We start from the raw sequence: 15,040 nt of genomic DNA on the forward strand, positions 1-15,040 counted from the left end.
ACCCTCTTTCTATTTTGCATCGTACCATGTTTGACCATAGCTAGATTCAACTTTTAATGGTACATCTAACTCTATCGCATTGTCCATAATCTTTTCAATAAATTTTTCAAATGCTTCTACTTCTTCTTTAGGTACTTCAAAAATCAATTCATCATGCACTTGTAATAAAAGTTGCGCATGGAAATCCGTATCTTTAACTTCATTTGCAAAATTAACCATGGCTAATTTAATAATATCTGCAGACTGTACCTTGAATTGGTGTATTCATTGCGGTTCTTTCTGCAAAACCTCTTAAATTAAAGTTTCTACTTGTGATATCAGGTATATATCTACGACGATGTAATAATGTTTCAACATAGCCCTGAGCTTTACAGTCTTTAACAATATCTTCCATATATTGTTTAACACCAGGGAAACTATCTAAATAATCATCAATAAATTGTTTGGCTTGTTTTCTTGTTATGCCTAAACTTTGGCTTAGACCATAATCACTTATACCATAAACAATTCCGAAATTCACTGCCTTCGCTTGTCTACGCATCGTGCCATCAACTTCATCTGGTTGCACATTGAATACTTTCATAGCTGTAGCTGTGTGAATGTCTTCATCATTAATAAATGCTTGTTTCATACTTTCATCTTGCGTGATGTGCGCCAATACCCTTAATTCAATTTGCGAGTAATCGGCTGCAAATATGACATTATTTTCATCTGTAGATTTAAACGCTTTTCTAATTTTTCTACCCTCTTCTAAACGAACAGGTATATTTTGTAGGTTAGGATCAATAGATGACAATCTACCAGTTTGTGCTAGCGTTTGGTTAAAACGTGTATGAATACGATTATCCTCAGCAATTACTTTTTGTAATCCTTCTACATACGTAGATTGTAATTTAGCAAGTTGTCTATATTCAAGGATATGTTCAATAATTGGATGTTCACCTTGTAATTGTTCTAACACATCTACTGCTGTGGAATAACCAGTCTTCGTTTTTTTAATTACAGGTAACTCTAATGTTTCAAATAATACAACACCTAACTGTTTTGGTGAATTGATATTAAACGGCTCTCCTGCGAGCTTCATGTATATTTTTTATTAACACATCTAATTTACTTTGAATCTCTTTTTCCATTTCTTTTAAATCATCAGCAACTGTATAAATACCTGTTTCTTCCATTTCACTTAAAATGCGTGCCAATGGTAACTCTAAATCATATAGTAAATCTGTTTGGTTATATTCATCTAGTTGTTCTGCCATTTTAGGTTTAGTCGCACTAATTGCTTCTATAATAGTTGCTACATGATGATTCAGAACTTCATCTTCAGGCAACTGTCTTTTTTTGCCTTTACCATAAATAGCGATGGTTTGTTGTACGTAATACTGACCATAATTCGTAACAACTGAATTGACGTCATCTATTGTACGGGATGGATCAATAATATAACTTGCTAACATCACATCAAACACAATGTGCTTAATCGCGATATCTAATCTATGTGCGACGACATATGATTTTTTAGCATCATATACATTCTTTTCTGTAGTACTATCTTCTAACCATGCAATAAGTTCTGGATAATCATGCATCTTATGTGCATCAATAACAACATGGTGTGTGCCATCATATAAAGCAAATTTTAATATGTCATCTTTTAAATAATTAGAACCATCTAACTCAAAATGTATAGTCGCAGCGATCAAGTTGTTAAAATCAACCTGTGCAAAATCACTCACTGTATTGATTTCCATTTCTTCAACACTTGAGCTACTACCATCAACATCTATTTGGTCCAACAATTGTTTGAACTCCAATTTTTTAAATAATTCAATTTTATCATTTGTATCTGGATTTTCTTGTAACTTAGTCTCGTTTAAGGATACTTCAATTGGACTTTCACAATTAATTGTCGCAAGTTCCTTACTCATTAAAGCATCATCTTTACTATTTTCAAGTTTCTCTTTTAATTTCTTACCTGACACTTCATCTAGGTGTTCATAGACATTTTCAACATTTGAAAATTGCTTCAATAATTTAATTGCTGTTTTCTCGCCAACACCTGCAACACCTGGAATATTGTCCGAAGCATCACCCATTAAGCCTTTCATATCAATAATTTGTTCTGGAACCAAACCATCATATTTTTCGGCTATAAATTCCGGCGTGTAATGATCAACGTCTGTTACACCTTTTTTAGTATAATAGATTGTCACGTCATCTGTAGCAAGTTGTGTTAAATCTCGGTCACCAGTTACGATAATCGTTTGGAATTTTTCTTCATTTGCTTGTTTACTCAGCGTACCGATAATATCATCCGCTTCATAATTGTCTAACTCATAGCGCTTAATTTGATAAGCATCTAATAATTGTCTGATATAAGGAAATTGTTCACTTAATTCAGGTGGTGTTTTTTGACGTCCACCTTTATATTCACTATATTGTGAGTGTCTGAACGTTGTCTTTCCGGCATCGAATGCAACTAAGAAATGTGTAGGCTGTTCTTCTTTTATAATTTTTTCAAGCAACATTGCAAAACCGTACACGGCATTGGTATGAATACCTGCTTTATTTTGTAACAATGGCAAAGCGTAAAAAGCTCTAAAGCTAAGACTGTTACCATCAACTAAGATTAATTTATTCAATGTTTTAACCTCCAACACATATTTACTATCCATTTTATCATAAATTATGACCCTATCCGTATTGATACGACATATCTTCTGATTTTCATAGCAATATAAAAAGTCGACCTAACAACATTAAGTTAATTAGATCGACTATCAATTTGATATTATACAACAATTATTCATTTAAAGTATACTTACTCTGTTTCAAAAAATGTAATTCTAAACGTCGAGCCTTCATTTGGACTACTAATGACGTTAATTCTACCATTATGGGCTTCCATAATATGTTTTGTAATCGATAGTCCTAAGCCCGTACCACCTGAATCTCTACTACGTGCTTTATCTACTCTATAGAAGCGTTCAAAAATATGTTTTTGATCTTCTTCACTGATCCCCATACCAAAATCTTCTACTTCTAGTATACGTTTATTACCTTCTTTATATACACGTACAATGACTTCATCCGATTCCTTAGAATAACTAATTGCATTTGATAACAAATTGATAACAACTTGTGAAACTTTATCCTTATTTGCATCAATGACAATATCAGGCGTCACTTCATTTAAAATGGTTATATCTTTACTTTCAGCAATCGTCTGCATATTTTTTATCGTTAACTCAGCAATGTCAGACAAACTGATATATTCTGTTTCTATTTCAGATTGTTGTTCGACATGAGATAAATCTAGTAAATCAAAAACTAAGGTTTCTATGCGATCAGATTCTTTAGAAATGATTTGTAAAAAGTCATTTAATGCCTGTTCATCATTTTTCGCCCCATCTAATAATGTCTCAGCAAATCCTTTTATTGAAGTAATAGGTGTTTTTAGTTCATGTGATACATTCGCTACAAATTCACGACGCAAATTTTCAAGCTTTTTAAGGTTCGTGATATCATGCATAACAATAACCATGCCATATAAATTTTTCTTTGTTTTTGACAAAATTGGCACACAAGCAGTATCAAAATATTTTTGATGCACTTGATCTATGGTTAATTCCACTTGATCATAAATAGGTTTTTCTACTTTAAAAGCATCGAGCAATAAGTTTTTGAATTTTAACATCGATAAACTCAACATAACTTTTATGTTCTACTGCTTCTTCAGGCGTAAACAACTCATAATATGCTTTATTTGCTACAACAATTTCACCATATTTATCAATCATTAATATGGAACTTGGAATACTTTCTACAGTTGTTTTTAGTCTATTGGATTGTAGTTTTTGCTTATGGTTTAAACGTTGTAAACGTCTAGCTAATTCATTTGTAGTAACGAACAACTCTCTCGTCTCTTTAACGTTACTTTCAGGTACCCTCACGTGATAATAACCTTCAGCTAAAAGGTTCGTGGCATAAGTTACTTCATTAATAGGTCTAATATATGTTCTATTGATACTTCGAACTACAAAGAAAATAATCACTAAAACAATCAAACCAATTAAAGCAGTGTATTTCCATATTTCAATTTGCAATTCTAAGATTTCATTATTTACACCACTAATCAAAACGTCTTGATCTTTGATTGAAGTTTTAAATGTATATCTTCGATCATCGGCTACTTTATCATAAATTAGTTTCGAAGGAATAGCTTCATTTCTTATATCTTCATTTATCTCAGTACCTTGTTTTGTGGACAACAAGACATCGTTACCTTTTTCAATGACTACAGTAAGTTTCTCACTTTCAGCAATATCTTTGATTTCAGCTATTTTATCATGGTTGTACAAACTAACGAAATGCTCCGAACGATGCTCTAGGTCGCCTTCTTGACCCGTAGTAACCGTGTTATAAATAACATGTGTTATGATTGCGCCTAGCATAATAAAACTAATGATAACGATGGTACATAATAAAAATAAGAGGCGGTGATGAAACTTCAGCATTAAACCTTAGGTCTCTCCAATTTATATCCTAAACCTCGTACTGTTTTGATAAGTTTAGGTTGTTTTGGGTTTTCTTCTAATTTATCTCTTAAATGACTAATATGTACATCCACAATTCTAGAGTCACCCGCAAATTCATAATTCCAAACTGAATTTAACATATGTTCACGTGTGATTACTCTACCCTGTCTTTCGATAAGATATAATAACAGTTCAAATTCTTTTGGTGTTAATTCTAATAGTTCATCTTCTCTATACACTTCAAAATATTCTGGTCTAATTCTGATTGCACCAATAAGTATGTCATCTTCATCATTTTCAATTTGAGTCGCTTCTGTAACCATGGCAGATCTTCTTAAAATAGCTTTGACTCTTGCTACGACTTCTCTTGGTGAAAATGGTTTAGTCATATAATCGTCTGCGCCAAGTTCTAGTCCAAGTACACGATCAAATTCATCATCTTTAGCTGTCAGCATTAAGATGGGTACAAGATTTTTATCAGAACGGATCGTTTTACACACTTCTATTCCATCCTTTTTGGGAAGCATGACATCTAACACAACTAATTCGGGGTTTGTAGCATTAACCTTCTCCAGTGCTTCTTCTCCATCATAAGCTACATCCACTATATATCCAGCTTGCTCTAAATTATATTTTAATAAGGTTACGATTGATTGCTCATCATCTACTACAAGTACTTTTTGTGACATAGTATACCTCCATATTTGTGTTTACAAATTAATTATAACTTATATTTAAATAAAAATAACATACTTTAAATTCTTTTCACATAAACTTTACAATGCCTATATTATAGAAACAAATTAAGTATTCATGAATTTAATGTAATTGTACTGTTAACAATCTGTTGTGCTGTTGATTTTGTTTTACTGAATTTTCCTGAAATTATACGTTAACAAAATCTTAACATTTAATTAACAAGATGAACACTTATATCACTGAAAATATGCAGTTCCCTGAAATCCTCCGTGTTAATTTACATTAAATACTATCCTTAAATTTACAATTTACATTTAAAACTATATGAATTAAATACTCTTTGTGGTGCATTTTTACTAAATCGTGAAAACAAAAAAATACCAACAAAATCCTAAGATATTGTTGGTAACTTTAAAATCAATACGAATTTATATTATTTGATGTTTTTAATAAGTTCATCTGCAAAGTCAGAAGTAGATACTTCTTTAGCACCATCCATTAAACGGGCAAAGTCGTAAGTTACTACTTTAGAAGCAATTGTTTTTTCAATTGATTCAGTAATCTTATCTGCAGCTTCTTGCCAACCTAAGTGTTCTAACATTAGTGTTGCACTTAAAATTTCAGATGATGGGTTAACTTTGTTTTGTCCAGCGTATTTTGGAGCTGTACCATGTGTAGCTTCAAAAATAGCATGTCCAGTTTCATAGTTAATGTTTGCACCAGGTGCAATACCAATACCACCAACTTGTGCTTGCTAATGCATCAGATACATAGTCACCATTTAAGTTCATTGTAGCCACTACATCATGATCTGATGGACGTGTTAAGATTTGTTGTAAGAAAATGTCAGCAATTGAATCTTTAACGATAATTTTGCCTTCTTTTTCTGCTTTTTCTTGCGCTTCGTTTGCTTTGTCTTTACCTTCTTTTTCAACAATTTCATCATATTGTTGCCAAGTAAATACTTTATCACCAAATTCGTTATGTGCTAAATCATAACCCCATTGTTTAAATGCACCTTCAGTAAATTTCATGATATTACCTTTATGCACTAAAGTTAATGATTTACGATTATTTTCTAAAGCGTATTGTATAGAAGCACGTACTAAACGTTCTGTACCTTCTTTAGAAACTGGTTTCACACCAATACCTGATGTTTCTGGGAATCTAATATTTTTAGCGCCCATTTCATTTTGTAAGAATTCAATTAATTTCTTAACTTCAGGAGTACCTTCTTGGAATTCAATACCGAGCATAAATGTCTTCAGTATTTTCACGGAAAATAACCATATCAGTGTCTTCAGGACGTTTAACTGGTGAAGGAACGCCTTGGAACCAACGTACTGGGCGTAAACATGTAAATAAATCTAATTCTTGACGTAAAGCAACGTTAAGTGAGCGGATACCGCCGCCAATTGGTGTTGTTAAAGGACCTTTAATAGCAATTAGATATTCATTAATTGTATCAAGTGTTTCTTTAGGTAACCATTCGCCAGTTTCATCGTAAGCTTTTTGTCCAGCTAATACTTCTTTCCATTCGATTTTCTTTTCACCGTTATAAGCTTCTTCAACAGTCGCATCGATTACTCTGCTTGCCGCATTCCAGATATCTGGTCCAATACCATCACCGATAATAAATGGGATGATTGGATTATTTGGAACTGTTAAACCTTCTTGTGATTTTACTATTTTTTCTCCTGACATGTAAAAAAACCTCCGTGTTTTGTTTTATTGATTAAATACTTTTCAAAAATATTGTTTATACATTCATTATTACAATAAAAACTGTAATGAAAATGATTAAACTTATTATCTTTTTCTATTGGTTCATATTTTCTATCTGTTTCACCAATATACTCAGCTCTTGGACGCATAATTCGGTTATCTCTATATTGTTCTAAGATATGTGCAATCCAACCAGAAGTTCTACTTACCGCAAAAATTGGAGTGAATAAATCATGCTCAATGTTCATACTATGATAAACTGTCGCACTAAAGAAATCCACATTGGCTATTAAGCCTTTTTCTTCTTTCATCTTATCAGCAATTTTAACGGAAATATCAAATAATTGACTTTGACCTGTTTCTGCTGTGATTTTTCTACTCATTTCTTTTAAGTATTTCGCTCTTGGATCACCATCTTTATATACACGGTGTCCGAAGCCCATAATTTTTTCTTTATTTTCAATTTTTTTATCGATGTAATTATCAACTTCATCAATTGATTTCACTTCAGCTAGCATGCTCATGACACGTTCATTTGCGCCACCGTGAAGTGGGCCTTTTAATGAACCAACTGCGAGCAACAATGCCTGAATACATATCTGATAATGATGAAACAGCACATCTTGCTGTAAATGTTGAGGCATTCAACTCATGGTCAGCATGTAATACAAGCGCTTTGTTAAACGCTTCAACTTCGATATCTGTAGGTAGTTCCCCTCTTAACATATATAAGAAGTTTCCTGCATAATTTAAATCACTATTTGGTTTTACAACCTCTTTACCTTCTCTAACTCTTGCATATGCTGTAACAAGAGAAGCTATTTTAGCTTGAATACGTATTGCACGTTCCATTGTTTGTTCATCGCTTTCAGTTTCAGCATGTTCATCAAAATGGGCAATATAAGACACAGAAGTTCTTAACGCTGTCATTGGATGCACATTACTAGTAGCGTACTCTTTAAAGTGATTATACACTCTAGGATTTAGTGTCATGTGTTCAAAAAGCTTTTCTTTTAATTCTTTTAATTCTTCTTCATTAGGTAATCGGTAGTGCCATAATAAGAAGACAACTTCTTCAAACTCAGCATTTTGAGCTAAATCATCAATATCATAACTTGCATATGTTAATTGACTATCAATGATAGAACTTACTTTAGTTTGAGATGCAATTACCCCTTCTAAACCTTTTTGTAACTCTGCCATATATAAATTCCCCTTTTCTATTTCGTTATGAAATGGCTTTCATTAACCATTATATCCAATTTCGTCCCTTTTGTGAATATTTAAAGTTTAATCCTCTTGCCAAAACACTAAGAAATAAGTATTTGTTTATATACCCTTAAACACGTCATGATATGAAACGGTGTTATAATCTCATTTTAGTATGGATAGCCTTACAGTTCAATTTTTATTACTTTTCATTTGGTTATCATTATTAATAACTAATTATTAATGTAGTTTTATCCTTAACTTTTTTTATGATTCAGTTAAAAAACAGTTGTAATATTTTAAAGACAGTTGCATAATAATAAAACGACAAAATGAAGGAGTAGTAGATTATGTCAAACAATGAATTACAGAGAGAACTAAGTAATCGGCACATCCAGTTGATTGCAATTGGTGGCGCAATTGGTACAGGTCTATTTTTAGGAGCTGGTCAAACTATCGCGTTAACTGGCCCTTCTATTTTACTTACATATATTATCATTGGTTTTATGCTATTTATGTTTATGCGTGGCTTAGGAGAAATGCTTGTTACAAATACTAATTTCAAGTCTTTTGCCGATGTCACGAATCAATACATTGGTTCATTTGCAGGTTTTGTAACTGGTTGGACTTATTGGTTATGTTGGATTATTACTGGTATGGCTGAGGTAACTGCAGTAGCTAAATATGTAAGTTTTTGGTTTCCTCACATTCCAAATTGGATCAGTGCTTTGTTCTGTGTACTTGTACTTATGTCACTTAATTTATTAAGTGCTAAATTATTTGGGGAATTAGAATTTTGGTTTGCAATCATAAAAATTGTAACGATTCTCGCTTTGATTGTTGTTGGTGCAATTATGATTATTATGGCCTATGACACACAATTTGGACATGCTTCATTATCTAATTTATACACTAATGGTATATTCCCTAAAGGTGTTAATGGATTTTTAATGTCATTCCAAATGGCTGTATTCTCATTTGTGGGTATCGAATTAATAGGTGTGACTGCGGGTGAAACTAAAGATCCAACTAAGACCTTACCGAAAGCAATTAATAGTGTGCCTTTACGTATATTAGTTTTTTATGTAGGCGCGTTAGCTGTGATTATGTCAATCATCCCATGGAATGCTATAAATCCTGACGATAGTCCATTTGTTAGATTGTTCGCTCTAATCGGTATTCCATTTGCAGCAGGCATTATTAATTTCGTTGTACTAACTGCGGCGGCATCTTCTTGTAACAGTGGTATTTTTTCTAACAGTCGTATGCTCTTTGGTCTTTCTAATCAAAAACAAGCACCACCTTATTTTGCATCAACGAATAAAAATGGTGTACCGCACATTGCAATATTTGTCTCATGCGCTTTACTGATGATCGCAGCTTTATTAAATTATATTGTACCGAATGCGACACTCGTCTTCACTTATATCACAACTGTATCTACAGTGTTGTTTTTAGCCGTTTGGGCGTTAATCACCGTTGCTTATATCAATTATACTAAACGTAACCCAGAAGCTCACAAACAGGCTAATTTTAAATTACTTGGCGGTAAATATATGGGTTATATCATCTTAATATTTTTCTTCTTAGTATTTTGTCTATTATTCGTAAGTGAGGTTACAAGAACAGCAGTATTTTTAACACCAATATGGTTCGTTGCCTTAAGTTTAATGTACTTAAGATATAAAAAAGTAGCACGTACACAAGATAAATAAAAGAAGATATTTTCAAAATAAGCTATCTATACACATTGTTCGCGAACCAATGTGTATGGATAGTTTTTATTATGATTAAAAATAGTAATCTTAGTGATTTTATATAAGATTGAGTGAAAATTAAAAAGAGAGTTAACTGAATTTAAAATTCAATTAACTCTCAATGTCTTCTATTATTTCAAATAGGAATTTACAACCGCCTATTTGTTTATATTCGTAAATTTATTATAGAACGTTAGCATAACCTTCGAAGATTTTACCTTGATTTGCATCAATAGTAACTAAAACATCATTTTGTATTTCTTTAGTTGCGTTTTCAACACCAACAACTGTAGGAATACCTTTTTCTAAACCAATAATCGCACTTGGTGAAGTGATGCCGTTTTCTTCTGTGATTAAACCAATTGCATTTTCAATATAAGGTACAAGCGTTTCGTCTACTGAAGACGTTACAATAATAGTTTCAGATAAATCTTTACCTTCTAACTCACTTGCATTATTAACAACAAGTGTTTGGCCAACAACTGAATTTCTACCAATACCTTGTCCTTTTGCAAGTTCATCGCCTACTAAATGTAATTTCATCATGTTAGTAGTACCTTTTTCACCTGTTGGAACGCCAGCAGTGATAATAATTAAATCACCATTTTGAACTTTTTCTGTTTCAACTGCAGTAGCTACAGCATTATTTAATAATGCATCTGTAGTTTTACGTCCTTCTTTGATTACTGGGTGAATTCCCCATACTAGCGCACATTGGCGTGCAGTTTCTGGATTAGGTGTTACTGCGATAATGTCTGATTGTGGACGATATTTAGAAATCGTACGTGCAGTAGAACCACTTTCTGTAGCGACAACAATTGCTTTTACATTTAAGTTTAATGCTGTATGTGCAACTGAAACACCAATTGCATTAACAAGTGAAGTTTCTACTAATTTAGTACGGTCTGATAATAATTTTTTATAATCTTGTGCACCTTCAGCAGAAACTGCAATATTACGCATTGTTTTAACTGCTTCTTCAGGATAAAGTCCAGCAGCTGTTTCACCAGAAAGCATAACTGCATCAGTACCATCATAAATTGCGTTGGCAACATCACTTGCTTCGGCACGTGTAGCACGTGGGTTTCTTTGCATAGAATCAAGCATTTGAGTCGCAGTGATAACAGGTTTGCCTAATTTATTACATTGTCTAATTAAATCTTTTTGCACCATAGGTACTGATTCTGGTGGGATTTCAACACCCATATCACCACGTGCAACCATTAAACCATCTGAAACTTCAAGAATACCTTTGATATTATCGATACCTTCTTGGTTTTCAATTTTAGGTATAATACTGATTGTTGTATTTTTTTGTGCTTCTAGTAATTTACGGATATCTAGTACATCACTTGGACGACGTACGAAACTAGTTGCGATAAAATCAACGCCTTCGCTAATACCGAAATTAATATCTTCAGCATCTTTATCAGTGATACCAGGTAAACTTACTTTAACGCCAGGTAAGTTAACACCTTTTTTGTTGCTTAATTCGCCAGTGTTTAGTACATCACAAACAACTTCGCCGTTGTCTTTGTCGATACTTTTAACTTGTAATTCAATTAAGCCATCATCTAATAAAATATATGAACCTTCTTCTACATCATTGATTAAATTATCATAAGTTACTGAGAATTTTTCAGGTGTACCTTCTACTTCTGTCATGCTTACAATGACTTCAGTATCTTTTTCAAGTTCTATTTTGCCATTTTTCATACTATGTGTACGAATTTCAGGGCCTTTAGTATCAAGTAAGATTGCAACAGTTTTACCTAATTTTTTAGATACTTTGCGAATTGAATCAATTCTTGCTTTATGTTCTGCATGATCACCATGTGAAAAGTTTAAACGTGCAACGTTCATTCCGGCTTTCATTAATTTCTCAAGCATTTCTTCCGATTCTGACGCTGGTCCAATAGTACAAACAATTTTAGTTTTTCTCATTAATAATGCCTCCAAGTATTTTATATAGATAATTCATTTGTTAATTCATAAGTTTCAAAATCAAACTCATGTTGATCTGATCTAAATATTTCTTCGAATGGTGTGTCAGTTAATTCATTATTACGAATGCCTACACCGATAGCAGTTTTCCCTTGTAATAATAAATCTACTGCATGACCACCTAAACGTGACGCTAACACACGATCTGCTCCACTTGGGCTACCACCACGTTGGATATGACCTAATACAGAAACACGCGCATCAACATTAATATACTTAGTTAACTCTTGTGCGCAAGCCTCTCCAGACATACAACCTTCTGCAACCATGACGATTGAATGTTTTTTACCTCTTTTAATACCATTATCGATTTTTTCAGCTACATCTTTAATGTCTGTTTCTACCTCTGGAACAATAATTGTTTCTGCACCTACAGACATACCTGCCCATAATGCTAAATCTCCACAATCACGTCCCATAACTTCTATAATAAAGGTTCTAGCATGACTCGATGCTGTATCGCGGATTTTATCAACGCAATCAATAATAGTGTTTAATGCTGTATCAAATCCAATTGTAAAATCTGAACCATTAATATCATTATCAATCGTACCAGGTATTCCAATTGTCTGGATTTCTTCACATTCTTCACTTATACGTTGCGCGCCTCTATAACTACCGTCTCCACCGATAACTACAAGGCCTTCGATGCCTCTTTTACGTAAGTTTTCTATGCCTTTCTTACGCACTTCTACTTCTTTAAATTCAGGACACCTTGCTGAATATAAAAAAGTGCCTCCGCGTTGAATTGTATCCCCTACAGAACCGAGTTCAAGCTTTTCGATATCATCGTTTAATAAACCTTGATAGCCTTGGTAAACACCATAGACTTCAATGTTATTAAAAATCGCTTTTCTAACTACAGCTCTTACAGCTGCGTTCATGCCTGGAGAATCTCCACCACTTGTCAACACTGCAATTTTTTTCATGACGACAAACCTTTCTAACATGTATTTCTTATTCTAAAAATACCATAAATAATACAATGGTGCCATTAAAATAAGGCTTTGTGCCGAATGTAAACGTTTTAAAGTAATCTAAGCTATTAAATTATAACTAGTAAGCGTTTACTATAATTTTTCGGCAAAAATGAAATGAGCACTCTTTTATATTTACCTTTAAATTATATTTCTTAAACAATGTATTTATTTTTTAAATAAGTTAAGGGTTTGCATTTACTCAATCTCCTTCTGTACAACTATAAAAAATAGCTGTACAGAAATCTATCGTCATAAATTTCTGTACAGCTAATCTTAGTATATTTATTATTATTCGTGGTATGTTCCAATATTTCTAAATTTAGCATATCGGTCATCAACAAGTTGTTGTTTACTTAGCTGACTTAATTCTGCTAAATAATATTCAAACCCTTTTTTGATATTTTGTGCTTGAATTTCAACATCATGATGCGCACCACCTAATGGTTCTTTAATTACATCATCAGCTATATTGAGTTCACGTAAATCTTCAGCAGTAATCTTCATTGTTTCTGCAGCAATTTTTGCAAGATTGCTGTCTTTCCATAACAGTGCAGAGGCACCTTCAGGTGAAATAACTGAATACGTACTATTTTCAAGCATCAATATACGATTTGTAATACCTAAACCTAAAGCTCCGCCACTACCGCCTTCACCAATCACAATAGAAATGACTGGTACTGTTAACGCGACCATTTCGACTAAGTTTCTAGCAATAGATTCACTTTGTCCACGTTCTTCTGCTGCTTTACCTGGATAAGCACCTTTAGTATCAATAAAAGTAATAATAGGTCGATTGAATTTTTCTGCTTGTTTCATCAATCTAATTGCTTTTCTATAACCTTCTGGATGTGCCATCCCAAAATTACGATAAATATTATCTTTGGTATCTTTACCACGTTGTTGTCCAACTACAGTAACTGCTTGGCCATTCAAATAACCAATGCCACCAATCATTGCAGGATCATCTCTGTAATTTCTATCACCATGGAGTTCCATGAATGAGTCGAATATATAAGGTATGTAATCTAAAGATGTAGGTCTTTCTTGTAAACGTGCTAATTGCACACGATCCCAAGGTTTAAGGTTTGTATATACCTTTTCAGTCTCTCTCTCTAAAGAAGCTTCAAGCATATCAATTTCTTCTTGCAGATCTACATCATTCTTTTCTTGAGATTCTTTTAATGATTCAATTTTATTTTTTATTTCAAAAAGCGGCTTTTCAAAATCAAGCATTTGTTTTCACCTCTTGGTGCATTTTTAGGATACTAGATAACGTTGTTTTCATTTCTTTTCTATGTACTACTTTATCTAATTGACCATGTTCTAATAGAAATTCTGCAGTTTGGAAATCCTCTGGTAATTTTTCATTAATTGTTTGTTCGATGACACGTCTCCCTGCAAATCCAATTAACGCTTTAGGTTCACTAAGATTGATATCACCTACAGAAGCAAAACTTGCAGAAACACCACCTGTAGTTGGATTAGTAATGTAAGAAATATACAATAACCCGACGTCCGCATGTTTCTTCAGTGTCACACTTGTTTTACCCATTTGCATTAACGAAATAATACCTTCTTGCATTCTAGCTCCGCCACTTGCTGAAAATAAAATAAATGGCAAACGGTTTTCAATACAGTGCTCTATAATTCTACAAATTTTCTCGCCTACTACAGAACCCATGCTCGCCCATTCTGAATCTAGCATCCATAACAGCAACACCATAACTTATACCTTCTAAATTTGCAGTTCCAGTTACTACTGCTTCGTTTAGATCAGTTTTTTGTCGATCTTTTTGGATTTTTTCTTCGTAACTTGGGAAGTCCAATGGATTTGCCGAAGTCATGCCTCTATCAAATTCTTTAAATGTGCCTTCGTCAGAAATAGCTTCAATACGTTTATAAGCTGTAAGTGCAATATGATGATCACAGTTAAAACAAACGTTTAAGTTTTCAGCTAATTCTTTCGTATACATAATTTTTTTACATTTAGGACATTTCGTCATAATACCTGCTTGGAACATCGCTTTGTTTTGAATCCGATACGGTTACGTACTTTTTCTTTTTACTACTTCTATTGAAAAAATCTTTAAACATTGGTAAACCTCCACATAAATATCGCAATCTGTCT

General features: G+C 33.0%; 5 protein-coding genes and 5 pseudogenes. 1 reads left to right on the forward strand and 9 read right to left on the reverse strand.

The genetic code is table 11. The features are described from left to right. Positions 1 to 9 precede the first annotated feature (9 nt). The 5 genes and pseudogenes from polA to ABLV90_RS12535 form a co-directional block, all read right to left on the reverse strand. A pseudogene (gene polA / locus ABLV90_RS12515) lies at positions 10 to 2,642 on the reverse strand (DNA polymerase I). 179 nt (positions 2,643 to 2,821) lie between these two features. Further along, positions 2,822 to 4,517 (reverse strand): annotated as a pseudogene (gene pnpS, locus ABLV90_RS12520) (two-component system histidine kinase PnpS). After that, the gene (locus ABLV90_RS12525; RefSeq protein WP_460872718.1) at positions 4,517 to 5,227 is read right to left on the reverse strand and encodes a response regulator; all 711 of its coding nucleotides are present in this window, start codon (positions 5,225 to 5,227) and stop codon (positions 4,517 to 4,519) included. The pseudogene pnpS and the gene ABLV90_RS12525 overlap by 1 nt, the downstream one beginning before the upstream one ends. A gap of 443 nt (positions 5,228 to 5,670) precedes the next feature. Beyond that, positions 5,671 to 6,941, reverse strand: a pseudogene (gene icd / locus ABLV90_RS12530) (NADP-dependent isocitrate dehydrogenase). 110 nt (positions 6,942 to 7,051) lie between these two features. Further along, positions 7,052 to 8,165, reverse strand: a pseudogene (locus ABLV90_RS12535) (citrate synthase); the annotation flags it as partial. Between the two features lie 356 nt (positions 8,166 to 8,521). Here ABLV90_RS12535 and ABLV90_RS12540 point away from each other — a divergent pair. Beyond that, positions 8,522 to 9,886, forward strand: a complete 1,365-nt coding sequence (locus ABLV90_RS12540; protein WP_427704256.1) for an amino acid permease — start codon at positions 8,522 to 8,524, stop codon at positions 9,884 to 9,886. Positions 9,887 to 10,111: 225 nt separating this feature from the next. Here the strand turns inward: ABLV90_RS12540 and pyk are convergent, their stop codons facing one another. The 4 genes and pseudogenes from pyk to accD all read right to left on the reverse strand — a co-directional run bounded on the left by pyk (position 10,112) and on the right by accD (position 15,006). Then, positions 10,112 to 11,872 carry a pyruvate kinase gene (pyk, locus tag ABLV90_RS12545; RefSeq protein ID WP_460872719.1) on the reverse strand — a complete coding sequence of 587 codons (1,761 nt, stop codon included), beginning with the start codon at positions 11,870 to 11,872 and terminating at the stop codon, positions 10,112 to 10,114. A 20-nt stretch (positions 11,873 to 11,892) separates the two neighbouring features. After that, a complete protein-coding gene (gene pfkA, locus ABLV90_RS12550; RefSeq protein WP_046465547.1) occupies positions 11,893 to 12,861 on the reverse strand; it encodes a 6-phosphofructokinase in 969 nt (322 codons plus the stop codon). Positions 12,862 to 13,200: 339 nt separating this feature from the next. Then, entirely contained in the window at positions 13,201 to 14,145 is a 945-nt protein-coding gene (locus tag ABLV90_RS12555; RefSeq protein WP_460872720.1) for an acetyl-CoA carboxylase carboxyltransferase subunit alpha, read from the reverse strand. Then, positions 14,138 to 15,006: pseudogene (gene accD / locus ABLV90_RS12560) on the reverse strand (acetyl-CoA carboxylase, carboxyltransferase subunit beta). The gene ABLV90_RS12555 and the pseudogene accD overlap by 8 nt, the downstream one beginning before the upstream one ends. Positions 15,007 to 15,040: the final 34 nt, after the last annotated feature.

The organism is Staphylococcus sp. 2S1 (genome assembly GCF_046721335.1).
Taxonomy (GTDB): domain Bacteria; phylum Bacillota; class Bacilli; order Staphylococcales; family Staphylococcaceae; genus Staphylococcus; species Staphylococcus equorum_A.

Excerpts from the sequence above, each read along its gene's own strand:
- pyk (WP_460872719.1), bottom strand. The coding sequence starts at position 11,872 with ATGAGAAAAACTAAAATTGTTTGTACTATTGGACCAGCGTCAGAATCG.
- ABLV90_RS12555 (WP_460872720.1), bottom strand. The coding sequence starts at position 14,145 with ATGCTTGATTTTGAAAAGCCGCTTTTTGAAATAAAAAATAAAATTGAA.
- pfkA (WP_046465547.1), bottom strand. The coding sequence starts at position 12,861 with ATGAAAAAAATTGCAGTGTTGACAAGTGGTGGAGATTCTCCAGGCATG.
- ABLV90_RS12525 (WP_460872718.1), bottom strand. The coding sequence starts at position 5,227 with ATGTCACAAAAAGTACTTGTAGTAGATGATGAGCAATCAATCGTAACC.
- ABLV90_RS12540 (WP_427704256.1), top strand. The coding sequence starts at position 8,522 with ATGTCAAACAATGAATTACAGAGAGAACTAAGTAATCGGCACATCCAG.